This window comes from Achromobacter sp. 46006 (assembly GCF_059761975.1).
Genome location: NZ_JCBANN010000071.1, coordinates 1 through 24841 on the forward strand (window position 1 = coordinate 1; position 24841 = coordinate 24841).

Sequence of the window (24841 nt, forward strand, 5' to 3'; positions counted from 1 at the left end):
TCCCTGGCGCCGCAAGGCCCGCGCAAGCAGCCGCCATAGCGTCACCGGCGGTCGGTCATGTTGCAGCGCCTGGCGCAGCAGCGCTTCGGCCTGCGCATGGTGGCCGTCGCGCAACAGGGCCTCGGCCGCGCGCGAGTCCGACCGGCCCGCCGCCAGGACCGGCGCGCCGCCGGCGTTGTCGCGATAGACGTAAGTGCCGGATTTCTCCTCGCGCCCGACCTCCAGGAAGCCGCGCGATTGCGCCTCGTCCAGCAGGTTGCCGAAGGCGCGGAAGCCGTAGTACGACTCGTTGAAATCCGGCCGGCGGCGCTTGAGCGCGTCCTTCAGGGCCGAGGCCCAGATCTTGCCGCTGTCGCCGCGTTCGGCCATCAAAGCCTCGAAGGTCTCGACCACCATGTCGACCGCCTGGGTCTTGCGGGCTTCCAATTCTTCCTTGCGGCGACGCTCCTCGTCGGGCGTGCGGCGCTGGCCGGCATTGCCACCGCCGCGGTTGTCGCGGCGGGCGTCGGCCGCGCGCTGGCCTTCGCGCGCCAGGTCGTCATAGAAGATGAATTCGTCGCAATTGGCGATGAGGAGGTCCGAGGTGGATTGCTTGACCCCCACCCCGATCACCTTCTTGTTGTTCTCGCGCAGCTTGGACACCAGCGGCGAGAAATCGGAATCGCCGCTGATGATGACAAAGGTATTGACGTGCGACTTGGTGTAGCAGAAGTCCAGCGCGTCCACCACCAGCCGGATGTCGGCCGAGTTCTTGCCCGACTGGCGCACGTGCGGGATCTCGATCAGCTCGAAATTGGCCTCGTGCATCGGCGCCTTGAATTCCTTGTAGCGTTCCCAGTCGCAATAGGCCTTCTTGACCACGATGCTGCCCTTGAGCAGCAGGCGCTCCAGCACCGGGCGGATGTCGAACTTCTGGTACTTGGTGTCGCGCACGCCAAGCGCCACGTTCTCGAAGTCGCAAAAAAGCGCCATGCTGACGTTTTCGTTGGCATTCATAAGTGTTTCTCCGTTGCCGCGGCCGCCCCGGCCGCCTGGCGGGGGCGATTGGCCGCGTTTCGCCGCCCATGATATACATTTCCGCTCGCCCCGCCCCGCCGACCGCCATGCCCGACGTACCCGCCCCGCCCCCGCTCGACACCGAACGCCTGCTGCTGCGACCGCTGTGCGCGGACGACGCGCCCGCCATCCAGCGCATTTTTCCGCAGTGGGAAGTGGTGCGATACCTGGCCGAGCAGGTGCCCTGGCCGTATCCGGAGGATGGCGCCCGCACCTACGTGGAACAGGTGGCGCTGCCGGCCATGCGGCGCGGCGTGCAGTGGCATTGGTCGCTGCGCCCGCGCACCGAGCCCGGCCGCCTGATCGGGGTGATCAGCCTGATGCGCGACGACCCGGGCAATCACCGCGGCTTCTGGCTCGACCCGGACTATCGCGGCCAGGGGTTCATGACCGAGGCCAGCGAGGCGGTCACGGACTTCTGGTTCGAGGTGCTGGACCAGCCGGTGCTGCGCGCGCCCAAGGCGGCGGCCAACGACGGCTCGCGCCGCCTGTCCGAGCGCACCGGCATGCGGCTGGTGGCCACCGAGGAACGCGGTTTCGTCTCGGGACGGCAGATGGCCGAGATCTGGGAGATCACGCGCGAGGAATGGCGGGCGTGGCGCGCGTCGGGAGGAAGCGACGCCTCCCCCCATTGACGCCTGCCTCGGAATCGGTCACCGCGAAGTAAATCCGGCCCCATTTATTCCCTCACTGGCCGCGCCCGGACGCCGCTTCAAGCCGGCGCTTACCGCCCCTTTCGCCCCGTTTTCCGACGGATTGCCATGGCCGCGCCGTGGCTAGAATTTGCCACCATCCCGCATTCCGTGAACCGGATGCGCTAGCTATCGGGCAAGATCCATGAATCCGTCTACCGTCATCGGCGCCGTTGTCGGCCTGCTCACCCTGGTCATCGTCATCGCGCTGGCCGCCACCGACCCTGGCATGTACTTCAACATGCCGGGCCTGGCCATCGTGCTGGGCGGCACCTGCGCCGCGCTGTTCATCGCCTACCCGCTGTCCGAAGTGATGCGGGTGTTCAAGCTGGTGGTCACGGTGTTCCGCAGCGACCAGCACGACCAGCAGCGCGACATCGAGGAACTGGTCAACATGGCGCAGCTCTGGATGAACACCGACGTCCACAAGGTCGAACAGGAACTCAAGAAGGTCAGCAATCCGTTCCTGCGCACCGGCGTGCAACTGATCATCGACAACACCCCCGAAGACCAGATCATCGAGCTGCTGCAATGGCGCGTGGCGCGGCTGCGCGCCCGCGAGATGGCCGAGGCCCAGATGTTCCGCGTCATGGCCACCTTCGCGCCGGCCTTCGGCATGCTGGGCACGCTGGTCGGCCTGATCAACCTGATGTCGGTGCTGGGCGATGGCAGCATGACCACCATCGGCCAGCAACTGGCCATCGGCCTGATGACCACGTTCTACGGCATCCTGCTGGCCAACCTGGTGTGCAAGCCGATCGCCGTCAAGCTCGAGCGCCGCACCGCGCGCCGCGTCGAGTCCATGAACATGGTGCTGCAGGGCATCTCGATGATGTGCGAGAAGCGCGGCCCGGCCGTGGTGCGCGAGACCCTGAACTCGTTCGTCATGCACGTCGAGGACGAAATCTACGACGGCGGCGCCACCACACCGCCCGGCAAGACCGCCGCGCCGGCGTCCGGCGCCGCCAAACCCGTCTCCATCACCCGCCCCGCCGCCGCGCGCCAATGAGCCTGATTTCCCCTTCCCTGGCGCAGCGGATCGAGCAGGCCCGCCAGGCCCAGTTGCGCGCGCAGAAGGCCGCGGCCAACAGCGGCTGGCGCCCCAGCAAGAGCGAACGCAAGGACCGCTACGCCCGCTGGCACGTCGATGAAGTCGTCGAAAGCGATGCCGAGAACTGGCTGCTGAGCTACCTGGACCTGATCACCCTGCTGCTGGCGTTGCTGGTGGTCCTGCTGGCCGTGTCGCGGCTGAACGGCGGCTTCCCGGAACCCGGCGAGCAGCAGGTCGACATCGTCGGCAGCCTGGCGTCCAAGGGGCTGCCGGCCTACGACGGCGAATATGCCGAATTCGACACCCCGGCCATCCCCGCAAGCTGGGCTGAACCCGCCGCGCCGGTGGCCACGGCCAGCGCCGCCACGCCGGCGGCCGCCCCGGCCGGTGAGGGCGAGGTGGTGGCACCCGCCGCCCCGCCGCTGAAGGCGCCCTCCAAGGAATCGCTGGGACTGGCCGACCTGGGCAACTCGGTCGATGTCATCATCAACGAGCAATCGGTCAGCTTCCGCATCAGCAACGAACTGCTGTTCCCCTCTGGCCAGGCCACGCTCAGCCCGTCGGGCCTGGACGTGATCAAGCGCCTGGCCACGATCCTCAACAAGAACGACTACCAGGTGTCGGTCGAAGGCCACAGCGACCCGGTCCCGATCCAGACCCGGCAGTTCGCCTCCAACTGGGAACTGTCCACCAGCCGCGCCACCAGCGTGCTGCGCGAACTGGTGCGCGACGGCGTTGCCGGCGACCGCCTGCGCGCGGTGGGCTACGCCGAGACGCGCCCGATCGAGTCCAACGACACCGCGGCGGGCCGCGCGGCCAACCGGCGCGTGGAACTGATCATGGATATCACCGCGCCGGCCAAACCTGCCCCGGGGCAGGCCCAGGCGGCCGGCGGCAGGGCCGCCAAGCCGCCGGCCGCCGCGCAGGCCGCGCCGGCGGGCAATTCCTGAGGCGCCGTGCCCCCACCCGGCCCCGGCCGGCAATGGCAAGCGCGAGCGGCCACGCCACGGCCTCGGCGGGAAGCCGCAAGCCGACCTGTCCGCCGCAGCGCAAACAGCGTAATCTGGCGGCTGCCGGCCAGGACGCCCGATGCGCGTCGCGGCCCGCGCCCAAGCGCCGCCCCCGGCGCCCTTATCCACCAGGAACCGCCATGCCGTACATGCTTCTCATCGTCGAGCCCCCCGGACAGCGCGCCGAGCGCACGCCCGAGGAAGGCCGCGAAGTCTATGCCCAGATGCTGCGCTACGCCGAAGGGCTGCAGGCGCGCGGCCTGCTGGCGCGCGCCGAGTCGCTCAAGTCCGATGCCGAGGGCGTGCGGCTGCGCGTGCGCGACGGCCAGCGCACGCTGGTCGACGGCCCCTTCGCCGAGGCCAAGGAAATGATCGGCGGCTTCTTCCTGCTCAACTGCGAGGACCGCGCGCAAGCGCTGGCGCTGGCGGCCGAATGCCCGGCGGCGCGCTGGGCCACGGTCGAGGTGCGCGAACTGGGCCCCTGTTTCCTGTAGCGCCGGGATCTGGCCGCCGACGGGCGACTAGGTATTTACCCTTGCCCGGGCGTTTTCGTGTCGATCCACGCGCCGCTCATGCGTCGTGCCAGTACCGACCCTGCCGCGCCTTGCGGCTGGGGCCATCGATACCAGGAGATTCCCGATGCGATTCATGATCATCGTCCGCGCCAACGCCGACAGCGAATCCGGCAGGCTGCCCGAAGCCAGCCTGCTCGACGCCATGGCGACCTACCATGAAGGCCTGGCCAAGGCCGGCGTGCTGCTCGACGCCAGCGGCCTGCAGCCATCGTCCAAGGGCTGGCGGGTGCACTACGACGCGCAGGGACAGCGCAAGGTCATCGACGGCCCGTTCGCCGACACCAAGGAACTGATCGCCGGCTACACGATGATCCAGGCCCGCTCGCGCGAGGAAGCCCTGCAATGGACGCTGCGCTTTCCCGACCCCTTCCCGGGCCAGCCCTGCGCCATCGAGGTGCGGCAGATGTATGAACTGGAAGACTTCGGCCCCGGCCAGGAAATCGACCGCTTCCGCGAACTGCCCGGCAACGGCCAGTGAACCGCCCAATCCCCCTTAACGACGCCCGCCGCGAGACCCATCATGCACAAGCAGATCTTCGTCAACCTTCCCATCGCCGACATGGCGAAATCGCAAGCCTTCTTCAAAAGCCTGGGATTCAGCTTCAATCCGCAATTCACCAATGAGCAGGGCGCCTGCATGGTGGTCGGCGACAACATCTACGTCATGCTGCTGGCGCAGGACTTCTTCCAGGGCTTCACCAACAAGCCCGTCGTCGACGCCAAGGGCGGCACCGAAGCCCTGATCGCGCTGTCCTGCGAAAGCCGCGCCGAAGTCGACGACCTGGTCGCGCGCGCCAAGGCGGCCGGCGGCACGGCGCCGCGCGCGCCGCAGGACCACGGGTTCATGTACGGACACGGCTTCGATGACCTGGATGGCCACATCTGGGAAGTGTTCTACATGGAACCCGGCGCCACACCGCAGGCATGACCGCCCCGGCCGGATCGGCGGCAACCCACCGCGCCATCGAGGCCGTCTGGCGCATCGAGGCCGCCAGCGTCATTGCCGGCGTCGCGCGCCTGGTGCGCGATGTCGGCCTGGCCGAGGAACTGGCCCAGGACGCGCTGGTGGCCGCGCTGGAGCGCTGGCCGGCCAGCGGCGTGCCGGACAACCCGGGAGCCTGGCTCATGACCACCGCCAAGAACCGCGCCCGCGACCGCTTGCGGCTGGACGCCATCCACCGCCGCAAGCACGAGCAGATCGGCCACGAACTGGAGGCGCTGCAGGCCGACGTCGAACCCGATTTCGTCGAGGCGCTGGATGCCGCGCGCCAGGACGACATCGGCGACGACCTGCTGCGGCTGGTGTTCACCGCCTGCCATCCGCTGCTCTCGACCGAGGCGCGCGTGGCGCTGACGCTCAGGCTGCTGGGCGGGCTGTCCACCGCCGAGATCGCGCGCGCCTTCCTGGCCTCGGAATCGACCATCGCGCAGCGCATCGTGCGGGCCAAGCGCAGCCTGTCGGCGGCGCGCGTACCCTTCGAGGTGCCCGGGCCGCGGGAACGGACGCAGCGCCTGGCCTCGGTGCTGGAAGTGATCTACCTGATCTTCAACGAAGGCTACGCCGCCACCTCGGGCGAAGACTGGATGCGGCCGGCGCTGTGCGACGAAGCGCTGCGGCTGGGCCGCATCCTGGCCGAATTGACGCCCGGCGATAGCGAAGTGCATGGGCTGGTGGCGCTGATGGAACTACAGGCCTCGCGGCTGCACGCCCGCAGCGACGCCCAGGGCCGGCCGGTGCTGCTGCTGGAGCAGGACCGCGGCCGCTGGGACACCCTGCTGATCCGCCGCGGCCTGGCCGCGCTGGAACGCGCCGAAAGCCTGGGCGGGGCCAGCGGGCCGTATGCGCTGCAGGCCGGGCTGGCGGCCTGCCATGCCCGCGCGCGCCGGCCCGAAGAGACCGACTGGGCGCGCATCGTGGCGCTGTACGACGCGCTGGCGCAGGCCATGCCGTCGCCGGTGGTGGAACTGAACCGCGCCGTCGCCGTGGGCATGGCCTTCGGCCCGCAGGCCGGGCTGGACCTGGTCGACGAACTGGCGCGCGATCCGGCGCTGGCCAACTACCACTGGCTGCCCAGCGTGCGCGGCGACCTGCTGGCCAGGCTCGGGCGCCACGCCGAGGCGCGCACGGAATTCGAACGCGCCGCCGCCATGACGCGCAACGCGCGTGAACGCGAGATGCTGCTGGCCCGGGCGCGGGGGCTGCCGGCGGCGGACTGAGCGCCGCCGCGCCGACCCGGGAGGGCCGCGCGGACGGCGCGCCAGGTCCGGCGCCAGCGGACGCGGCCAGGCCGGACGTGCTTAAATTCCGCCATGGCCTCAATCCCGCCCTCCACCGGCAGCCTGCCCGCCGCCGACGACGCGCGCCCCGAGCCGCCGCTCGCGGGGGTGCCGCAGGCCTTCGATCATCCCAACGACCGCGCCGAATTCCGCCGCCCGGCGCACCGCCCCGGCATCGAGCTGTACCGCGCCCACATCATTCGCCACGCCTTCGAGCCGCACACCCACGAGGCCTATGGCCTGGGCGCCATCGAAACCGGCGTGGAGCGCTTCCGCTACCGCGGCGCCGAACATCTGGCGCCACCCGGCTCGGTGGTGCTGATGAACCCGGACGAACTACACACCGGCCGCGCCGAGACCGCAGGCGGCTGGCGCTATCGCATGGCCTATATCGACCCGGACGTGGTCGCCGAAGTGGCCGGCGAGGCCGGTTGGTGGTTCGATTGCGCGGTGGGCCATGACGCCGCCAGCGCGCGGCGCGTCACCGTCCTGCTCGACGCCCTGTGGCGGGCGCGCGAACCGCTGGCGTTCGACAGCGCGCTGCACGCGTTGCTGGTCGAGTTCCGGCGCCATGCGCGCGTGCCGGCGCCGCCGCGGCCCGAAGGCGCGCCGCGCTTCGCGCCGGTCATCGACTATCTGCGCGCCAATCTGGCGCGCCGCCTGACGTTGGAGGAGCTGGCCGCCGTGGCCGGCCTCAGTCCGTTCCACTTCCTGCGCAGTTTCCAGGCCCAGTACCACGCCACGCCGCAGCAGACGCTGATGGCGCTGCGCCTGTTCGAGGCCAAGCGCCTGCTGGCCGCCGGCGAGGCACCGGCCCAGGCCGCCCTGGCCGCCGGCCTGACCGACCAGGCCCACCTGACCCGCGCCTTCACCCGCCGCTACGGCGTCACGCCCGCCCGCTACCAGAGGCAGGTGCGCGCCTGAGCCGGCCGCCACCGCACCGCCGACCGGCTGCCGCGGCGGGCTCGCTGCCCGCAGCAATCTGGTACAAGACTGGCCGCGCCAGCCGCCGCTAGACTGCCCCGTCCATCAAATACCCGTTGGGAATCTTCATGTGGGCAGGAACCCTGTACGCGCTGGCGGCCGGACTGATGTGGGGGCTGGTGTTCGTCGGCCCGCTGCTGTTGCCGGAATACCCCGCCGCCCTGCAATCGGTGGCGCGCTATCTGGCTTTCGGCCTGATCGCCATCCCGCTGACCTGGCTCGATCGCAAGGCGCTGCGCCAGCTCGGCCGCGCCGACTGGATCGAGGCCCTGAAGCTGGCCGCTATCGGCAACCTGCTGTACTACCTGTGCCTGGCCAGCGCCATCCAGCGCGCCGGCGGCCCGGTGCCCACCATGATCATCGGCACGCTGCCGGTGGTGATCGCCATCTGCGCCAATCTGCGCAACGCGCGCCGCGACGGCCGCCTGCCCTGGAAGCGGCTGGCGCCCTCCCTGGCGCTGATCGCGCTGGGCATCGCCTGCGTCAATCAGGTCGAATTGCAGGCGCTGCGCCAGGAGGCCGATGCCGACCTGTCGCGTTACGCCATCGGCGCCGTGCTGGCGCTGGGCGCGGTGGCGTGCTGGACCTGGTATCCGCTGCGCAACGCCGACTGGCTGCGCAACCATCCCGGCCGCAGTCCGCGCACCTGGGCCACCGCCCAGGGCGTGGCCACCCTGCCGCTGGCGCTGGCCGGCTATGGCCTGCTGTGGGGCGGCATGGCCGCCACCGGCAGCGGCTTCGACATGCCGCTGGGGCCGCGTCCCGAGGTGTTCCTGGGCCTGATGATCATCATCGGCCTGTTCGCCTCGTGGCTGGGCACGCTGTGCTGGAACGAAGCCAGCCAGCGCCTGCCGACCGCGCTGGCCGGGCAGTTGATCGTGTTCGAGACGCTGGCGGCGCTGGCCTACGCCTTCATCCTGCGCGGCAGCATGCCGCAGCCGTTGACGCTGGCCGGCATCGCCCTGCTGATGATCGGCGTGCTCAGCGCGGTGCGGGTCAAGCCCGAAGCGCTACCAGCCTAGCCGGCATCGGCGTGCAACCGCGCGACGGCAAGCGGACAAGGCCGCCAGACCCTAGAATGCGAGGCGCTTTTTTCGCGCGATCCAGGAACTGGATTGACCTGGATGCCATCACCCGGATCGGGACCATGGCCTGGCGCCGCCGGGCCGCCCGACCGGGACGCCGACCGACACCACACGCCTTCATGAAAACAACAACGGTTGCCCTGGCCGCGCTGGGATTTTCCGCGCTGGTTCAAACTTCGCCTTCCCCTGCCGAGAACATCAACGGCAGGAATCTGTTCCAGCAACGCTGCGCCATGTGCCATGGCGCGGACATCAAGGGAACCGGGCCGCTGGCCAGGAAAAGCAACCCGCCCACCCCGGATCTGACCACCGCCGCCTTCAGGAAGCGGCTGATCGACTATCCGGGCGTTATCGTGTCCTCGGTGATCCTGCGACCCAACGGCGACCTGATTCCCAGGATCTTGCGCGAAAACGGCGTGAAAGTGCCGCCGCACGCCTGGACGGTCAAGGATTTCCGCGACCTGAACGAATACATGACCGGCGTGATTGCCAAGAGCCGCTGACGCATGATCCGCCGCCCTCGCCGACGCGCGCCGGCGGCGTCGGCGGCGCGCGCACGACCGCGGCTAGATGATCTCCGACAGCCGCCGCAGGTCGTCGATGACCTCGAACGCGCCTTCGTCCAGCAGGCGCTTGCGCTGGTCCGGCCCGTTGTGCGAGGCGCCGATGTAGCCCACCGCGCGCATGCGCGCGGCGCGGGCGGCGCGCACGCCGGGCACGCTGTCCTCGACCACCACGCACTCCAGGATCGCGGTGCGCATCTGCCGCGCGGCGAACAGGAACACATCCGGCGCCGGCTTGCCATGCGCCACCTGCGCGGTGCTGAATACGTTGGGCGCGAATTCCTCCCATAGCCCGACCAGCTTGAGCGCCGCTTCCAGTTTCGGCGGCGTGCTGCTGGACGCCACGCAATAGTCCATGCCGCGCTGGCGCAAGGCGGCCAGGGTCTCGCGCACCCCGGGCAAGGCGCGCAACTCCTGGCGGAAGGTGTGCTGCAGCCGGTCGGCGTACTGGCGCGGAAAATCCGCCGGCAAGGCGCGCGCGTTCTCGTCCTGCAGGGTCTGCCACATGTCGGCGTCGGGAATGCCGGCGAAGCGCCGCGCCGCGTCCTGCGGCGTGATGGCGATGCCGTGTTCGGCCAGGGCGCTGGACTGGGCGCGGGCCGCGATGATTTCGCTGTCGATCAGCACACCATCGCAATCGAAGATGACCAGGCGCGGGGCGGGCGTAGGCATGCAGACTCCATAGAAGACGACGCTTCATGATAGGCCGTTTGCATGACAGCCCGCGCATCGCCCGCCGGTTACAACCGCGCCCCGCCCAGCCCCCGCAGACGCCACGCAATCGCCACGCCGCCCAGCGCCGCGGCCGCCACCACCAGCGCGCCCTGCGCCCAGCCGTAGCGGTCGATCAGGCCGCCCACCGTCACCGGACCGATCACCTGCCCCAGGTTGCTGCCCATCATCACCAGCCCCACCGTGGCGGCGGTCAATGCCGGCCGCGGCGCCACCAGCGGCGCGGTGCCCAGCAGCGTCGCCGGGATCAACCCGCCCACCGCCGAGAACAACACGCACAAGAGGAAGGTCGGCATCGCCGGGAACACCGAACGGAAGATCAGCAGCGCCACCACGCCCATCGCCACGCTGGCGCAGGCGATCAGGGTCGAACGCCGCCAGCCGCGCGACAACAGCACGCCGGCGCCCAGGTTGCCGATGATGTTGGCGGCGCTGGCCGCCGCGCTGTAGAGCCCGGCGGTGGCCAACGGCAGGCCGAGCTTGTCCATCAGCAGCACCGGCAGAAAGGTGAACAGCGCAAAGAACATCAGGCTGTAGAGCGTGAACGAGGCCGCCAGCAGCATCGGACCGGCCGCGCCCAGGGTGTCGCGCGTGTCCTGCCTCAACCCGCGCCAGGACAGGCCGGCGCCGGCGGGCGTGGGCGGCGCCAGCGCGGCGATGCAGGCCAGCGCGATCACTGCGGCCGCGCCGGCGCACCACCAGTAGGCGTGCCAGTCGCCGAAGGCCTGCGAGGCCAGCATCGCGATCGCCATGCCCGCCGGCATGTAGCAGCTCCACAGCGCAAAGGCCAGGTCGCGGCTGGACGGCAGCACCAGGCGCTGCAGGGCCGCCGGCCCGGCCACCGTGATCAGCAGGAACCCCAGGCCCTCGAGCACGCGCGAGGCCAGCAGCACGCCATAGCCGGGCGCCAGCGCGCCCGCCGCCGTGCCCGCGGCCACCGTCGCCAGGCCGGACAGCAGCATGCGGCGCGCGCCGAAACGCGCGATCACGCCGCCCGCCGCGATGCCGCCCAGCACGCCCAGGATCGAGAACACCGCCGTCAGCGTGCCGATCGACGCCAGGTCCAACCCCAGGTCGCGCCGCAGCAGCGGCGCCGCGATGATCACCTTGCCCACCTGCAACGACGCCACCACCCCGGCGCCCACGATCGCCAGCACCGCCCCCCAGCGGGTCGCCGCCGGCTGGCCGGCCCGCGCCGCGCTTTCCACCTTATCCATCCCTGCCTCTCCTCGCTTGCAATGCCGCCAGCATGCCCGCCGGAATCGATTCCGATAAGTGATAATCTTTCGATGAAACCGATCTGAAAAACAGATCAGGACGAACCATGATAGACGCCCTCACCCTGGACCAGTTGCGCGTGTTCGCCGCCGTGGCCGACACCGGCAGTTTCCGCGCCGCCGCCAGGCACCTCGCGCGGGTGCAGTCGGCCGTCAGCCATGCCATCGCCAACATGGAAATGCAGCTGGGCGTGAAGCTGTTCGACCGGGGCGGTCACCGCCCCGTCATGACACCGGAAGGCCAGGCGCTGCTGGCCAATGCGCGCGACATCCTGCTGCGGGTCGACGCCATGCGGGCCCGCGCCCAGGGATTGGGCGAAGGCGTCGAGCTGGAGCTGTCGCTGGTGGTGGACACCCTGTATCCGATTGCCCGGGTCGGCGCCGCATTGAACCGGCTGCGGGCGGCCTATCCGTCTGTCGCCACGCGCGTCGCGGTGCTGCCGCTGGGCGGGCCGATCGCCGCCCTGCTCGACGGCAGCCACCAGCTCGGCATCATCGCCGGCGAACATTTCCGCCATCCGCGCATCGCCATGCAGGCGCTGTCGTCGGTGCAGATGGTGGCCGTGGTCGGCGCCAGCCATCCCCTGGCCGCGCGCGTGGCCGACGGCGCAACGCTGACCGCGCCCGACCTGGCCGATCACCTGCAGGTGGTGCAGATCGATCCGTCCACGCTCAGCGCCGGCCGCGACTTCGCTGTGCTGTCACCGCAGACCTGCCGCGTCAGCGGCCAGGACACCAAGCATGCGTTGATCCTGGCAGGCCTTGGCTGGGGCCGGCTGCCACTGTGGCTGGTCGAGCGCGACCTGGCCGAAGGCCGGCTGCTGCGCCTGCCCACCGGCAGCCTGGGGCGCGGCAGCCAGGTGGCCACGGAGGTCTACCTGGCGCACCGCATCGACCAGCCGCTGGGCCCGGCGGCGCGCACGCTGGCGGCGGCGCTGGCGGGGGACTGACCCGGCGCGCCTTATTGGCGACAAGCGCCCGGCGGCGCACCGACGCGCGCGCCGGCGACTGCCCCGTCAACCCTCGCCCCGACCATCGAAAGCGCGCGATCCCAGGCCCGCCCTCCTCAGGCGCGCGGCGGCTGCGCGTAGCTCACGCCCATGCCGGCGCGCACGTCGTTCTGGATGCCGTAAGGCGGAATCGGATAGCGCAGGCCATTGGCCGACAGCGCCTTCATGCCTTCGATCGCCATGGGCAGGTAGCGCGGCGGCAGCGCCATCAGCATTTCCTCGTCCGGCACGCCGCCGTAGCGGCGCTCGGCATAACAGGGCAAGGACAGGCTGGGTTCGCCGGTGGCCAGCGCCCGCCCCCAGGAGTCGGCACAGGCGGTCTCGCCCACCACGCTCCAGTCGAAGCGCCGGTAGTTTTTCCACTGCAGGCCATTGATCAGGATGATCATCTGCCCGGGCGTCGCATAGATCAGGCAGATGTCGGGCGGATCGAGCCGGCCCGAGGCCAGCGGCGACACCACCATGGCGCGGTATCTGCCCGCCGGCACGCAGGACAGGGCCTCCTGGCGGGCGCGGGCGTCGGCCTCGGTGGCATGCCACACGCCGACGTAATCCTTGCCGCTGCGCCAGGCTTCGTCCTGCGGGCCCAGGCCGATCACCGCGCGGCACTGCGCGCCGACCAGGTCGTCGCCGGTAATGCCGACGGTCCAGCCCAGCCGCGCCGCCATGCCGACGATCTGGTCGGTGGTATGGGTGGCCTTGGGGCGCCGCAGCCCCTTGACGCCAGCCAGCGCCGCCTCGTCCTCGTACAGCTTCATGCCGATGACCGTGGTCTTGAGCCGCAGCAGGCGGTTCAGGTCGTCGACCAGCGCCGCCCAGTCGCGCGGCGCATCCTGCGTGGTCACTTGGGTTGTCTCTTCCATGCCCGTCCTTTGGACTTGTCGTTGGAACGGGCAAGACTACACGAGAGCGGGGCGCGGGCGCCAACCCGGCCTGACCGGCGCGGCGGCGCCCCCGCTCAAGCGCGGCACGATTTCATCAGATACTTCGGTGATTCCTCGTAGCCCTGGCGGTGATAGAAGCGGTGCGCGTCAGTGCGCCGCTGGTGGCAGTGCACTTCGATGCGGTCACAGCCGCGCGCCCGCGCCAGCGCCTCGGCCGCTTCTTCCAGCGCCCGGCCCACTCCGCTGCCCCGGGCCGCGTCGCCGACGCAGAAATAGGTGATGCGGCAGAAATCCCCGGGCAGCGCCAGTTGCACCATGAAGTGCAGGCCGATGAAGCCCAGCAGCCGGTCGCCGTCCTCGGCCACCAGCAGCTCGGCGTCGCGGTGCCCCAGCAGGCGTTCGATCTTCTCGGGCACGAAGCCGGCGGTGCCGGGATAGCCCAACTGGGCCAGCAGGTCAACGATGCCGGCGCTGTCGCCGGCCTGGGCATTGCGGATGATCATGGAGCCTCGCGGAAAGCGCTGATGCTAGGCGGACACGATGTCGCCACGATGACCGTACACGCCTGGCGCAGGCGTGAGTCAGGCGCGGCTGTCATCCCGCCGCAACATCTCGAACAGGGCCTGCACGGCGGCCTCGCCGGACGCGCCCGGCGAGGCCGCCAGCGCGAAACGCCGCCGCACCGGCGACGCCAGCGGCAACACGCGCAGCCCGCGCCGGTTTTCCGGCAGTGTCAGTTCGGGCACCAGCGCCACGCCGACGTTCTCGCGCACCAGTGCAAACGCGCTGGCCCATTCCATCACCGTGGCGCGCACATCGGCCAGCGCCAGCCCGGCGTCCGCCGCCACGCTGCCGGCATGCACGCTGCAACCGCCGGTGGCCAGCACGAAGGGCTGCGCCACCAGTTGCGCCAGCGTCACGGCGGCGCCGCGCGCCAGGGGATGGGACGCCGGCAGCACCGCCACCCAGGCATCCTCGCCCAAGGGGCAGGCGCCGCGCCGCGCGGGCGGGTTCAGCACCACCCCCACGTCCACCGTGCCCGCCGCCAGCAGCGCCTCGATCTCGCTGTCGCTGGCCTCCAGTGGCACCACCTCGATGGCCGGATGCAATTGGCGAAAGCGCCGCAACACCGGCGGCAGGATGGTCGAGAACACCATCGGGAAGCTGGCCAGTCGCAGCACCCCGCCCGGCGCGCCGGATGCCTCGCGCCCCAGCGCCTGGATGCGAGCGTGCGCGGCCAGCATGGCGCGGACCTCGTGCGCCACCCGCAGGCCCAACGCGGTCGGCAGGCTCTGGCGCCGCTCGCGCGTGAACAGCGGAGCGCCAAGGTGATCTTCCAACTGGGCAATGGCCTGGCTGGCGCCCGGCTGCGTCATGCCCACTTGCCTGGCCGCATGGGTGATGTTGCCGGCGTCCACCACCGCCAGCAGCAGCCGCCAATGGATCAGGTTCATCATGGCATCAATTCAACTTATCGCACACTTATGAAGAAGTAATTTTACGGATACTTCAGCCGTGGGCATCCTGGCGCCTCCTCTGTTTTCTGGAATGCCTTGCATGAAGCTCTACTACACCCCCGGTACCTGTTCGCTGTCACCCCATATCCTGCTGCGCGAGCTCGACCTGCCGTTCGATCTGGTGCGGGTCGACAATCGCAGCAAGCGCACCGCCGACGGCGGCGATTTCCTGGCCATCAACCCCAAGGGCTACGTGGCCGCCCTGGAAATCGATGATGGCCGGGTGCTGACCGAAGGCCCCGCCATCAGCCAGTACCTGGCCGATCTGCGGCCCGAAGCCGGTCTGGTCCCGCCCGCCGGCAGTTGGGCCCGCAGCCAACTACACGAATGGCTGAACTTCATCTCGGCGGAAATCCATGGCGGCTTCGGTCCGCTGTTCAATCGCGACTTGCCCGAAGCCGCGCGCGCGTGGTGGCAGGCGCGGCTGGAAAAGCGCCTGGATTACGTAGCCGCCAATTTGCTGGCGCGGCCGGCGCTGGCGGGGGACCGTTATGGAATCGCCGACATCTATCTGTACGCGGTGCTGCGCTGGGCCCCGCAACTGGACGTGGAACTGGCGCGCTGGCCCGTTCTGGTGGAGTTCCAGCAGCGCATCGACATCCGCCCCGCGGTTCAGGCCGCGCTGGCCGCCGAGGCGCGGGGCTGACCTGCCGCCCCGCGAGCGCCGCCGACGGCCGCGCAACCTCGTGGGGTACGCTACGCCCCGATGGTGCGCAACGCCCGCTGGCAGATGCGCTGCGTCGCCGCGGCCGGCCTGTGCGTCAGCCAGCGCGCGCACACCTGCCTGACCCAGTCCGGCTGATCCTTGCTGGCGTCGTTCAGCCAGTTCGCCACCGAATCCTGCACATAAACGGCCGGATCGGCCCGCAACGGCTCCAGCAGTGGCAGCGCCCGTCCCGGATCCGCCTTGAGCGCGGCGATGTGCGCGCACCAGACGCCGCGCGGCCGCAACGCCTCGCTGGCAAAACGGCGCAGGCGTTCGGAAGGCAACGCCGTCCATCCCTGCAACTGCGTGATGGCCGCGTCCAGCTCCGCCGCCAGCGCCGGGCGCAAGGCCAGCCAGGCCCATTCGCGCACGCCGAAATGGGCGTCGTCGGCCAATGGCCGGATACGCGCCAGGCGTTGCGCCAGCGACAGCTTCGGCGCTGATCCGACCATGAAACAGGCCCAGCCGCGCGCGGTGTCGGACGGCTGCGCCGCCATCCGCTCGAAGCCGGCCGCGCCCAGGCTGTCGTGCAGGATACGCGCCGCCGCCGCCATGCGCTTGGAGATGCCCAGCGCCGCCGCGGCCCGCATGGCGGCAATGCCGGCGGAGCCGACCTCGGGCGCCAGCGCCTGCATCAGCAGGGCGAAATCCACCGCCAGGCACTCGGTCAGGTGCGTGGCGGGCGCGCCGGCATTCAACTGTGCCAGGCGGTCGGCGCCGATATCCTTGACGCCACGGCGGGCGGCGGTCATGGCGCGCTCCCGGCCAATGCCGCGCGGCCGCTGTCGGTGCCGCGCCACACCTTTTCCAGCAGGCCGCCGAGCTGGCGCCGCTCGGCCGGCGACAAGGCGTCGAACAGCGACCCGATCCACTGCGCGTGTTCCTTGAACAGCCGCGCCGCCGCCGTCCTGCCCTTGGCGGTGAGCGTCACGCTAATGCGGCGCCGGTCGTCCAGGCCCGGCTGGCGCAGCGCGAATCCGTCGCGCTCCAGCCCGTCGAGCAGGCCGGTGACGGTGGCGCGCGTCACGCCCGCGCGCGCCGCCAGTTCATGCGGCGACAGGCCGCCGGCCTGTCCGTGCAGCAGGAACAGCAGCACGAACTTGCCCTCCGACAACTGCCGCGGCGCCAGGCGCGCGGCACAGTCGCGATCGATGGCGCCGGCCAGGGCCAGCACCTGGAAGCACAACTGGATGCCGTCGGACGACGCCAGCCCACGGCGGGCGGCCTCGTCCAGCAGCGCATGATGCTTGGGCTCCAGCATGGCGGGAATGGCGGGCGGCATGGCGTGTCCGGCAATTAATATGGCAGCATATGATAAGGCACCAAATCATAATGGGCAAACGCGCCGGCGGCGGCGTTACCGGGCAGGCGCCCTCCCCATCGCGCCCCCGCGGGCCAGGTGCTAGCATCTGGCACATGACCTCGATCCCACGCGCCCGTCCCAACGATCCAGCCATCCGCGAACGCCTCCCGGCGCCCCGGGACCGCCTCGAACAGCGCCACGGCGGGCGCGTCCCGTGCCGAGTCGCGGCCGGCTCGCCGCTGACGCATTGAGCGCCCCGCCAATCATGCCAACCGCCCCGGCCGTGAGCCTGCGCCGCCTGCGCGAAGACGACGTGCCCATGATCCTGGCCCTGGAATCCGATCCCGAGGTCATGCGCCACAGCACCGGCATCAAGCCCGCCACACAGGCGCGCCGCCAGGAACTGCTGGACTGGCTGCAAACGCCGCCCGGCGATATCGGCCATTGGGCAGTGGTCGATCCGCAGGGCGCCGCTATCGGCTGGATCAGCCTGACGCAGCTCGAAGACACCGGCTCATTGCAACTGGCTTATCGCCTGCAACGCGCAGCCTGGGGCCAAGGCTATGCCACCCAGGCCGCACGCCAGCTATGCGACTACGCCTGGCGCGCCCTGGAAGTGGCCGCGCTGGTGGCCGTCGCCTGGCCCGACAACCTGGGCTCGCAGCGCGTGCTGGAAAAACTGGGCTTCACCTTCCGCGGCATCGAAGCGCACTACGGCCGCGCCACCCGCGTCTACGTGCTGGCGCGTCCCGGCCGCTGACCTTTGCGGTTCAACGCCGCCGTTCATGCACCTCGGCGTGGCGCCGCGCAATCGCAGCGGCGCGCTCGCGCATGCGCTCGACCACCTGCGCCAGCCGGCCGCCCGCCAGGCGTTCGGCCATCGCCGTGACGGTCACCGCGCCCAGCGGCTCGCCGCTTTCGGCGCGGATCGGCAACGCCACGGCGCTGGTGCCGGGCATCAGGCCGGCGGGCGCATGGGCGATGCCAAGGGCGCGCGCCTGCCCGACCCGCGCCAGGATGTCCTCGGCCTGTTCCCCCGCCACCGCCAGGCGCGCCGCGTTGGCCTGCACGATGGCGGCGCTTTCCGCTTCCGCCAGGCATGACAGCAGCGCCACGCCCGACACGCCCAGGCCCAGGGGCCGGCGCACGCCCACCTCGATCGACAGCACCTGGATCGGATGATGGCCGGTCTTGCGGCCGATGCAGATCGAGTCGTGGCCGTGCCGCACGCTCAGGAACACCGTGTCGCCGACCTGGTCGGCCAGCTCCGCCAGATACGGGTCGGCCAGCGTCAGCAGGGGAAAGCGGCGCGTGCGCGCCAGGCCCAGCAGGCTGATCTCCGGGCCGATCAGATAACGCCGCGTGGCCGCGTCCTGCTCCACCGCGCCTTCCTGGATCAAGGTCTTGAGTAACCGGTGCACGGTTGGACGGTTCAGCCCCGACATGCGCTGCAGGTCGATCAGGCGCACGCCGCGCTCCTGGCCGCAGGCCACCAGCCGCAAGATGGCCATGGCGCGGCGCACCGTCTGCGCGCCCGGCAGCGCCTCGTCGGCCTGGGCGGCGCCCGGCCCGCTCATGCCGCGTCCTTGCCCATGACGGACTTGGGCGTCTGCCGCAGCGCCCGCTTGGTCACCAGCGGCCCCAGCAGGGCGTAGTTCGGCCCGCCAATGCGGCACACCGGATCCAGCAAGGTGGTGTCGATCTTGCCGTCGCGCGCCAGCCCGTCGCGGATGTGGAACAGCTTGACCTCGCCCACGAAGAACTCCGCGCCGGTATTGCCGAACGGGATCACGCTGTGCAGCGTGCATTCGAGGCTGACCGGCGCCGCCGCCAGCCGCGGCGTAGCGATGTGCTCGCCGGCCACCACATCCAGTTGCAGCAGCTCGGCCTCGCTGACCTCGGGCGGATGCTCCTCGGCGCTGGCGTGGATGGCGTCGAGCAGACCGGCGTTGCCGATGTTCACCACGAAGTGGCCGTGCTCCAGGATGTTGCGGGCGGTGTCCTTGCGCTGGCCGGCCTTGCGGCCGATGTTGATGCCCAGCATCGGCGGCGTGTTCGACACGAAGGTGAAGCAACTGAACGGCGCCAGGTTGACCTTGCCGCCCGGCCCCAGCGTGCTGATCCAGGCGATCGGGCGCGGCACCACGATGCCGCTCATGAGCTTGTAGGTTTGTTCGGGGCTGAGTTCCGGGGCGGAGATACGCATCACAAGACGTCCATATGTTGAACCTGGCGGGACGGCGCGGCATTGCCGCCGGCCCGGGCTTTCATGGCATTTTCCCGGGTTTTCGGCTGGCCAGTGAATCGGGGCAAACCGCGATTGCCGCAATAAGTCCAACATCCGGACTTTTTCGGATTTTTGGCGTTGTCGCCGCGCGGCCAAGTTTCTAGAGTCTCCCAAAACAACAACACACCCATGCACTGGAGACAAATCATGACCCCGATTGCAAAGGCTGGCGCCGCCCTGGCGCTGATGGCCGCGACCACCCTGGCCCACGCCGCCTGGCCCGACAAACCCGTGAAAATCGTGGTGCCCTACCCGCCTGGCGGCAACGTCGACGTAGCCGCGCGCCTGATCAGCCCCGGCCTGCAAGCCGCCTTCGGCCAGCCGTTCATCGTCGAGAACAAGCCCGGCGCCGGCGGCATGATCGCCGGCGAGCAGGTGGCGCGCGCGGCGCCCGACGGCTACACCCTGTTCATGGCCGCCAACGGCCCGCTGTTGTTCAGCCCGCTGATCTTCAAGCGCCAGGCCTACAAGTGGGACAAGGACTTCGAGCCGATCAGCTCGGTGTCGTACACGCCGCTGGTGCTGCAAGTGCGGCCCGACCTGCCGGTCAAGACCCTGGCCGACCTGCTGGCGCTGGCCAGGAAGGAGCCCGGCAAGCTCAACATGGCCTCGCCCGGCGCCGGCACCACCAACCACCTGGTGAGCGAACTGCTGCAATCGCTGACCGGCGCGCGCTGGACCACCGCGCAATACAAGGGCAACGCGCCCGCCACCACCGACCTGTTGGGCGGCCAGGTGGATTTCAACTTCGACCAGATTTCGGTGTCGCTGCCGTACATCAAGGAAGGCCGTACCCGCGGCCTGGCCGTGACCACCGCCAAGCGCGTGCCGTCGCTGCCGGACATCCCGACCTTCGCCGAGGCCGGCGTGCCAGGCATGGAAGCGGCCACCTTCACCGGCCTCCTGGCGCCCAAGGGCACGCCGCCCGAGGTGCTGGCGCGCCTGAGCCAGGCGCTGGCGAAGATCCTGAGCCAGCCCGAGATCATCCAGCGCTTCCAGGAACTGGGCGCCGACGCCCAGGCCAGCTCGCCCGCCGATTTCACCCGCTATCTGGCCGCCGAGGATGCGCGCTGGACGCCCATCATCAAGCGCGCGGGCATCACCGCCAACTAAGGTCCGCCATGACACGACAAAGCACACGACAGAGCATCTACGCCGAAGGCTTCAGCCACAAGAACCCCATCCCCGCCGCCTGCCGCATCGGCAAGCAGTTGTACTCGGGCAGCATCCAGGGCACCGACCCGGCCACCGGCGCCTATGGCGACACGCTGGAACGGCAATGCGAACTGATGTTCGAGCATGTGCGCCGCATCGTCGAAGCCGGCGGCGGTTCGCTCGCGCACATCGCCAAGATGACCGTGTGGATGCGCGACCGCTCGCAGCGCGCGGCGCTCAACGCCGTCTGGCTGCGCGCCTTCCCCGACCCCGCCGACCGGCCCGCGCGCCACACCATGCAGGCCGACCTGGACGGCGACAAGCTGATCGAATGCGACTTCGTCGCCGTGCTGGACTGAAGGAACGACATGCCGCAATACCTGCCCTTCAACCCGCATCCCACCGCGCCCGCGCGGCGCCTGCCGCCGGGCGCCTGCGACAGCCAGTTCCACGTGTTCGGCCCCGCCGACCGGTATCCCGTGCGTCCCGGCGCTGCGTATGAGATGCCCAGCGCCACCATCGAGACCGCGCTGGGCCTGCACCGCCTGCTGGGCATCGAGCGCGGCGTCATCGTCCAGGCCACCACCTATGGCGCCGACCACCAGGTGGTGCTGGACGGCCTGGCCGCCGCTGGCCCCGGCTATCGCGGCTGCGCCAACGCGGCGGTGCTGGCCGAGCGCGACGATGCCTACATCGCCCGGCTGCACGACGCCGGCGTGCGCGGCGCGCGCTTCACGCGCCAAGGCCTGGGCATCAGCATGGAGCCGGCCGTGTTCGAGCGCGCCATCGCCCGCATCCGCGAACTGGGCTGGTATGCCAAGTTCCAGCCCGAGCCCGACGGCATGATGGCGCAGGCGGCGCAATTCGAGCGGTTGGACATCCCGGTGCTGCTCGATCACATGGGCCGTGCCGACCCCGCTGCCGGCGCCGCCGACCCCACCCGCCGCAAACTGGTCGAGCTGCTGGCGCGCGGCAACTTCTGGGTGATGCTGTCACTGACCGAAAAACTGTCGCGCAGCGGCCCACCCTGGGACGACGTGGTGCCGCTGGCGCAGGCGCTGATCGCCGCCAACCCGGAGCGCGTGGTCTGGGGCAGCGACTGGCCGCACCCGGTGTCGGTCAAGCAGCCGCCCGACGAAGGCCGCCTGGTGGACCAGCTGGTCCGCTACGCCGTCGATGACGCCACCCTCAAGAAAATCCTGGTCGACAACCCGGCCCGCCTCTTTGGATTCGACGCATGAAATTCCTGTCTTTTGAACATCAGGGCCGCGCCGGCTTCGGCCTGCTGCGCGGCGACGCCGTGGTCGACCTGGGCGGGCAAGGCCACGCCGACCTGCAGGCAGCGGTGGCTGCGGGCGCCATGCCGCGCCTGGCGGCGGCGGCCGAGCGCCTGGACGCCACGCTGCCGCTGTCCGAGCTGACTCTGCTGCCGCCCATTGCCAACCCCGGCAAGATCATCTGCGTGGGCGTCAACTACGGCCATCGCAACGAGGAATACAAGGACGGCAGCGCGCCGCCGCAATATCCCAGCGTGTTCCCGCGCTTTCCCGAATCGTTCGTGGGCCACGGCCAGCCGCTGCTGCGCCCACCCGAATCCGAGCAGCTCGACTACGAAGGCGAGATCGCCATCGTCATCGGCAAGACCGGCCGCCGCATCGCCGCCGAGCACGCCTGGTCGCACATCGCCGGCCTGACCTGCCTGAACGAAGGCACGGTGCGGGACTGGCTGCGCCACGGCAAGTTCAACGTGACGCAGGGCAAGAACTGGGATGCCAGCGGTTCCATGGGCCCGTGGCTGGTCAGCGCCGACGCCTTCGATCCACAAGCGCCGCTGACGGTCACCACCCGCGTGAACGGCGAGGTGCGCCAGCACGACAGCACCGCCAACCTGATGTTCCCGTTCGCCGAACTGATCCGCTACATCTCGATCTGGACCACGCTCAAGCCGGGCGACGTCATTTCCACCGGCACGCCCATCGGCGCCGGCGTGCGCTTCGATCCGCCGCGCTTTCTCAAGCCGGGCGACGTGGTCGAAGTGGAAGTCTCCGGTATCGGCACGCTCTCCAACCCCGTGGCCGACGAAACGGCCGCGCGCTCCTGAGGACACCCCATGTTGAACGACGCACAACGCCAGCAGGCCGCCACGCTGCTGATCGAGGCCGAACGCACCGGCGTGCCCACCACGCAACTGGACCAGGCCTTTCCCGGCATCGAGATCGCCGACGCCTACGCCATCCAGCAGATCAACATCGCCCGCAAGGTGGCCGCCGGCGCGCGCCTGCGCGGCCACAAGATCGGCCTGACTTCCAAGGCCATGCAAAGCACCGTCGGCATCGACGAGCCCGACTACGGCCACCTGCTCGACACCATGTTCTTCCAGGACGGCGACACCATCGCCACCGAAAAACTGATCGTGCCGCGCGTCGAGGTCGAACTGGCCTTCGTGCTGGGCAAGCCGCTGCGCGGCCCTGGTGTGACGCTGTTCGACGTGCTCGACGCCACCGACTACGTGGTGCCTGCGCTGGAACTGATCGACGGCCGCAGCAAGTATCCGCGCCGCATCGTCGACAACATCGCCGACAACGCCGCCTGCGCCGGCATCATCCTGGGCGGCCGTCCGGTCAAGCCGCTGGACGTCGACCTGCGCTGGGTCGCGGCGCTGCTGCTCAAGAACGGCGTGATCGAGGAATCGGGCGTGTCGGCCGCGGTGCTCGGCCATCCGGCCATGGGCATCGTCTGGCTGGCCAACAAACTGGCCGCGCACGACACCGGGCTGGAAGCCGGCCACATCGTGCTGGCGGGCTCGTTCACCCGCACCGTGGCGGTGGCCAAGGGTGACACCATCCATGCCGATTACGGCCCGCTGGGCAGCATCTCGGTGCACTTTTCCTGACGAGGCCGACGATGCAACCTCCCCCCAATCCCTTCAAGCGCGCGCTGCGCGAACAGCGCCACCAGACCGGCCTGTGGGTCACGCTGGCCAACCCCAACAGCGCTGAACTGGTGGCCGGCTCCGGCTTCGACTGGCTGCTGCTGGACACCGAGCACTCGCCCGCGCTGCTGCCCACCGTCATGGCGCAGCTACAGGCGGTGGCCACCTATCCCACCCACGCGGTGGTGCGCCCCACCTGGAACGACAACCTGCAGATCAAGCGCTACCTGGACATCGGCGCACAGACCCTGCTGCTGCCTTATGTGCAGAACGCCGACGAGGCGCGCCAGGCCGTGGCCGGCATGCGCTACGCGCCGCGCGGCGTGCGCGGCGTCGGCGGCACAGTGCGCGCCACCCGCTACGGCCGCGTCGCCGACTACATGCGGCACTGCGAAAACGAATTGTGCCTGCTGGTCCAGGCCGAGAGCGGCGAAGCGCTGGAGCAACTGGAGGCCATGGCGGCGGTCGACGGCGTGGACGGCATCTTCATCGGCCCGGCCGACCTGGCCGCCAGCCTGGGCTATCCGGGCGAGCCCGGCCACCCGCGCGTGGTGGCCGCCGTCGAAGCCGCCATCGCCCGCATCCGCCAGGCCGGCAAGGCGCCCGGCGTGCTGACAGTGGACGAGACGCTGGCGCGGCGCTACATAGCGGCCGGCAGCCTGTTCACGGCCGTCGGCGTGGACGCCGCCCTGCTGGCGCGGCATTGCGACCAATTGGCGCAGCGCTTCGCATCGCCAAACGCCGGCTAGCGCGGACAATGGTTCGCGATGCGAACCGGCCGCCAGCCTGCGCCGTGCCGCTGGGTGCTCGCGCCGATTGTCGCGCCCGCCAGCAGTCTCCTCCGACGGGCGGGCCTTTGGGGGTACGCTATCGCCTTTCCATCACCCGCATAGTCCCGCATGTCCGACACCACGCAGCCCTTCGACGTTTCCAATTACATCGCCCAGAGCCTGGAAGGCATGCGGGCCGCCACCTCGGCGCATTGCGCCACCTGGCACCTGGACCAGGCCGAGCAATGGTCCGTGGACATGGACAGCGGCCTGATCGTATTCCGGCTGCCCGGCGAGATCACCGCGCAGGCGCCGGTGCAGATCGTCGGCACCTCCAACAGCGAGGACGGCAGCTTCCTGTGGGGCTGGGATCATCCGTCGGTGCCGGCCGGCCTGGCCGAACACGCCCAACTGGCGCTGGCCTTCGGCCAGGCCCATGGCCTGGAGGCATACACCCACCGCAAGGTGCCGTGCGACGATGCCCTGGCCTGGGAATTCACCGCCGTCGCCATGCGGCTGGGCGAGGCCAGCGGCTCGTACCGCGCGCAGGCCTCTAACACCGCCCACGTCTGGATGACGTTCGGCCAGGTGACCTTGTCCAAGGCCTGACGCGCCGCCGCTACGCCGCGTCCGGATGAATCCCGGTATAGGCCGCGCGCGGCCGGATCAAATCGGGGCTGGCGCGCTGCTCCAGCCCGTGCGCCAGCCAGCCGATCGAGCGTCCCAGCGCGAACAGGCCGAAGGCCGCGCCCGGCGGCAGGCCCAGATGGCGCCGCACCGCCACCAGCGAGAAGTCCACCGAGGGCCGCTGTCCCGACAGCTCGAAGGCCTGTTCGATCAATGCCTGCCACTCGGGGCGCCGCGGCAGTATCCGCGCCAGCAGGGCGCTGGCGCGCGGATCGCCGGCGGGATAGAGGTGATGGCCGAAACCCGGCAGGTCCTCGCCCCGCGCCAGCCGCTGGCGCAGGCCATGCG

At 70.2% G+C, this 24841-nt stretch carries 31 protein-coding genes; 20 read left to right on the plus strand and 11 right to left on the minus strand.

Features of this window, described 5'->3' with window-relative positions:
* Positions 1-996: NYN domain-containing protein (locus AC6LKG_RS23180; RefSeq protein ID WP_498168629.1), on the minus strand; the 996-nt coding region annotated here is incomplete at its 3' end.
* A 107-nt stretch (positions 997-1103) separates the two neighbouring features.
* Between AC6LKG_RS23180 and AC6LKG_RS23185 the strand changes: the two genes are divergently transcribed.
* The 10 genes from AC6LKG_RS23185 (at position 1104) to AC6LKG_RS23230 (ending at position 9233) form a co-directional block, all read left to right on the plus strand.
* The gene (locus AC6LKG_RS23185; RefSeq protein ID WP_498168630.1) at positions 1104-1691 is read left to right on the plus strand and encodes a GNAT family N-acetyltransferase; all 588 of its coding nucleotides are present in this window, start codon (positions 1104-1106) and stop codon (positions 1689-1691) included.
* Between the two features lie 202 nt (positions 1692-1893).
* Positions 1894-2757, plus strand: a complete 864-nt coding sequence (locus tag AC6LKG_RS23190; protein ID WP_498168633.1) for a motility protein A — start codon at positions 1894-1896, stop codon at positions 2755-2757.
* Complete coding sequence (locus AC6LKG_RS23195; protein ID WP_498168635.1) at positions 2754-3749, plus strand: OmpA/MotB family protein; 996 nt, start codon at positions 2754-2756, stop codon at positions 3747-3749. The genes AC6LKG_RS23190 and AC6LKG_RS23195 overlap by 4 nt, the downstream gene beginning before the upstream one ends.
* 200 nt (positions 3750-3949) lie before the next feature.
* Positions 3950-4303 carry a YciI family protein gene (locus tag AC6LKG_RS23200; RefSeq protein WP_498168637.1) on the plus strand — a complete coding sequence of 118 codons (354 nt, stop codon included), beginning with the start codon at positions 3950-3952 and terminating at the stop codon, positions 4301-4303.
* Between the two features lie 145 nt (positions 4304-4448).
* On the plus strand, positions 4449-4862 hold the full coding sequence (locus tag AC6LKG_RS23205) for a YciI family protein (protein ID WP_498168639.1): 414 nt from the start codon (positions 4449-4451) through the stop codon (positions 4860-4862).
* A 42-nt stretch (positions 4863-4904) separates the two neighbouring features.
* Positions 4905-5312, plus strand: coding sequence for a VOC family protein (locus AC6LKG_RS23210; RefSeq protein ID WP_498168641.1), 408 nt, complete (start codon positions 4905-4907; stop codon positions 5310-5312).
* Positions 5309-6601 (plus strand): RNA polymerase sigma factor, encoded by a 1293-nt coding sequence (locus tag AC6LKG_RS23215; RefSeq protein ID WP_498168644.1) that lies wholly within the window; start codon positions 5309-5311, stop codon positions 6599-6601. The genes AC6LKG_RS23210 and AC6LKG_RS23215 overlap by 4 nt, the downstream gene beginning before the upstream one ends.
* Positions 6602-6694: 93 nt before the next feature.
* On the plus strand, positions 6695-7585 hold the full coding sequence (locus AC6LKG_RS23220; RefSeq protein WP_498168647.1) for an AraC family transcriptional regulator: 891 nt from the start codon (positions 6695-6697) through the stop codon (positions 7583-7585).
* 128 nt (positions 7586-7713) lie between these two features.
* Positions 7714-8667, plus strand: a complete 954-nt coding sequence (locus AC6LKG_RS23225; RefSeq protein ID WP_498168650.1) for a DMT family transporter — start codon at positions 7714-7716, stop codon at positions 8665-8667.
* 182 nt (positions 8668-8849) lie between these two features.
* Positions 8850-9233 carry a c-type cytochrome gene (locus tag AC6LKG_RS23230; protein ID WP_498168693.1) on the plus strand — a complete coding sequence of 128 codons (384 nt, stop codon included), beginning with the start codon at positions 8850-8852 and terminating at the stop codon, positions 9231-9233.
* A 63-nt stretch (positions 9234-9296) separates the two neighbouring features.
* Here AC6LKG_RS23230 and AC6LKG_RS23235 read toward each other — a convergent pair whose 3' ends face one another.
* Together AC6LKG_RS23235 and AC6LKG_RS23240 are read right to left on the minus strand one after the other, a co-directional pair.
* Positions 9297-9965 (minus strand): HAD family hydrolase, encoded by a 669-nt coding sequence (locus AC6LKG_RS23235; RefSeq protein ID WP_498168652.1) that lies wholly within the window; start codon positions 9963-9965, stop codon positions 9297-9299.
* Between the two features lie 68 nt (positions 9966-10033).
* Complete coding sequence (locus AC6LKG_RS23240) at positions 10034-11242, minus strand: MFS transporter (protein ID WP_498168653.1); 1209 nt, start codon at positions 11240-11242, stop codon at positions 10034-10036.
* 107 nt (positions 11243-11349) lie between these two features.
* Here AC6LKG_RS23240 and AC6LKG_RS23245 point away from each other — a divergent pair, with 107 nt between their 5' ends.
* Positions 11350-12252 (plus strand): LysR family transcriptional regulator, encoded by a 903-nt coding sequence (locus tag AC6LKG_RS23245; RefSeq protein ID WP_498168654.1) that lies wholly within the window; start codon positions 11350-11352, stop codon positions 12250-12252.
* Positions 12253-12368: 116 nt separating this feature from the next.
* On the opposite strand, the gene AC6LKG_RS23250 is transcribed toward AC6LKG_RS23245, so the two are convergent.
* The 3 genes from AC6LKG_RS23250 to AC6LKG_RS23260 all read right to left on the minus strand — a co-directional run bounded on the left by AC6LKG_RS23250 (position 12369) and on the right by AC6LKG_RS23260 (position 14653).
* Positions 12369-13175, minus strand: coding sequence for a DUF169 domain-containing protein (locus tag AC6LKG_RS23250; protein ID WP_498168656.1), 807 nt, complete (start codon positions 13173-13175; stop codon positions 12369-12371).
* A 95-nt stretch (positions 13176-13270) separates the two neighbouring features.
* A complete protein-coding gene (locus tag AC6LKG_RS23255) occupies positions 13271-13699 on the minus strand; it encodes a GNAT family N-acetyltransferase (RefSeq protein WP_498168658.1) in 429 nt (142 codons plus the stop codon).
* Positions 13700-13777: 78 nt separating this feature from the next.
* Positions 13778-14653, minus strand: coding sequence for a LysR family transcriptional regulator (locus tag AC6LKG_RS23260; RefSeq protein ID WP_498168660.1), 876 nt, complete (start codon positions 14651-14653; stop codon positions 13778-13780).
* A 100-nt stretch (positions 14654-14753) separates the two neighbouring features.
* On the opposite strand from AC6LKG_RS23260, the gene gstA reads away from it, so the two are divergent.
* The gene (gene gstA, locus AC6LKG_RS23265; RefSeq protein ID WP_498168662.1) at positions 14754-15359 is read left to right on the plus strand and encodes a glutathione transferase GstA; all 606 of its coding nucleotides are present in this window, start codon (positions 14754-14756) and stop codon (positions 15357-15359) included.
* A gap of 50 nt (positions 15360-15409) precedes the next feature.
* Here gstA and AC6LKG_RS23270 read toward each other — a convergent pair whose 3' ends face one another.
* Together AC6LKG_RS23270 and AC6LKG_RS23275 are read right to left on the minus strand one after the other, a co-directional pair.
* Positions 15410-16171 (minus strand): DNA alkylation repair protein, encoded by a 762-nt coding sequence (locus tag AC6LKG_RS23270; protein WP_498168664.1) that lies wholly within the window; start codon positions 16169-16171, stop codon positions 15410-15412.
* Positions 16168-16701: a MarR family winged helix-turn-helix transcriptional regulator gene (locus AC6LKG_RS23275; RefSeq protein WP_498168665.1), complete on the minus strand. Its 534-nt coding sequence runs from the start codon at positions 16699-16701 to the stop codon at positions 16168-16170. Before AC6LKG_RS23275 ends, AC6LKG_RS23270 begins: the two co-directional genes overlap by 4 nt.
* 286 nt (positions 16702-16987) lie before the next feature.
* Here AC6LKG_RS23275 and AC6LKG_RS23280 point away from each other — a divergent pair, with 286 nt between their 5' ends.
* A complete protein-coding gene (locus tag AC6LKG_RS23280; RefSeq protein WP_498168667.1) occupies positions 16988-17482 on the plus strand; it encodes a GNAT family N-acetyltransferase in 495 nt (164 codons plus the stop codon).
* Positions 17483-17492: 10 nt separating this feature from the next.
* On the opposite strand, the gene AC6LKG_RS23285 is transcribed toward AC6LKG_RS23280, so the two are convergent.
* Both AC6LKG_RS23285 and AC6LKG_RS23290 read right to left on the minus strand, forming a co-directional pair.
* Positions 17493-18299, minus strand: a complete 807-nt coding sequence (locus AC6LKG_RS23285) for an IclR family transcriptional regulator (protein WP_498168669.1) — start codon at positions 18297-18299, stop codon at positions 17493-17495.
* Complete coding sequence (locus tag AC6LKG_RS23290; protein WP_498168671.1) at positions 18296-18928, minus strand: flavin reductase family protein; 633 nt, start codon at positions 18926-18928, stop codon at positions 18296-18298. The genes AC6LKG_RS23285 and AC6LKG_RS23290 overlap by 4 nt, the downstream gene beginning before the upstream one ends.
* Positions 18929-19156: 228 nt before the next feature.
* Between AC6LKG_RS23290 and AC6LKG_RS23295 the strand changes: the two genes are divergently transcribed.
* From AC6LKG_RS23295 to AC6LKG_RS23325, 7 genes are all read left to right on the plus strand, one after another.
* Positions 19157-20122, plus strand: coding sequence for a Bug family tripartite tricarboxylate transporter substrate binding protein (locus AC6LKG_RS23295; protein WP_498168673.1), 966 nt, complete (start codon positions 19157-19159; stop codon positions 20120-20122).
* An 8-nt stretch (positions 20123-20130) separates the two neighbouring features.
* Complete coding sequence (locus tag AC6LKG_RS23300) at positions 20131-20523, plus strand: RidA family protein (protein WP_498168675.1); 393 nt, start codon at positions 20131-20133, stop codon at positions 20521-20523.
* 9 nt (positions 20524-20532) lie between these two features.
* Entirely contained in the window at positions 20533-21405 is an 873-nt protein-coding gene (locus AC6LKG_RS23305) for an amidohydrolase family protein (protein ID WP_498168678.1), read from the plus strand.
* On the plus strand, positions 21402-22265 hold the full coding sequence (locus tag AC6LKG_RS23310) for a fumarylacetoacetate hydrolase family protein (RefSeq protein WP_498168681.1): 864 nt from the start codon (positions 21402-21404) through the stop codon (positions 22263-22265). The genes AC6LKG_RS23305 and AC6LKG_RS23310 overlap by 4 nt, the downstream gene beginning before the upstream one ends.
* A 9-nt stretch (positions 22266-22274) precedes the next feature.
* On the plus strand, positions 22275-23057 hold the full coding sequence (hpaH, locus tag AC6LKG_RS23315) for a 2-oxo-hept-4-ene-1,7-dioate hydratase (RefSeq protein WP_498168683.1): 783 nt from the start codon (positions 22275-22277) through the stop codon (positions 23055-23057).
* An 11-nt stretch (positions 23058-23068) separates the two neighbouring features.
* Positions 23069-23845: an aldolase/citrate lyase family protein gene (locus AC6LKG_RS23320; protein WP_498168686.1), complete on the plus strand. Its 777-nt coding sequence runs from the start codon at positions 23069-23071 to the stop codon at positions 23843-23845.
* A gap of 150 nt (positions 23846-23995) precedes the next feature.
* On the plus strand, positions 23996-24475 hold the full coding sequence (locus AC6LKG_RS23325) for a DUF6882 domain-containing protein (RefSeq protein ID WP_498168688.1): 480 nt from the start codon (positions 23996-23998) through the stop codon (positions 24473-24475).
* Between the two features lie 10 nt (positions 24476-24485).
* On the opposite strand, the gene AC6LKG_RS23330 is transcribed toward AC6LKG_RS23325, so the two are convergent.
* Positions 24486-24841: citrate/2-methylcitrate synthase (locus tag AC6LKG_RS23330; RefSeq protein WP_498168691.1), on the minus strand; the 356-nt coding region annotated here is incomplete at its 5' end.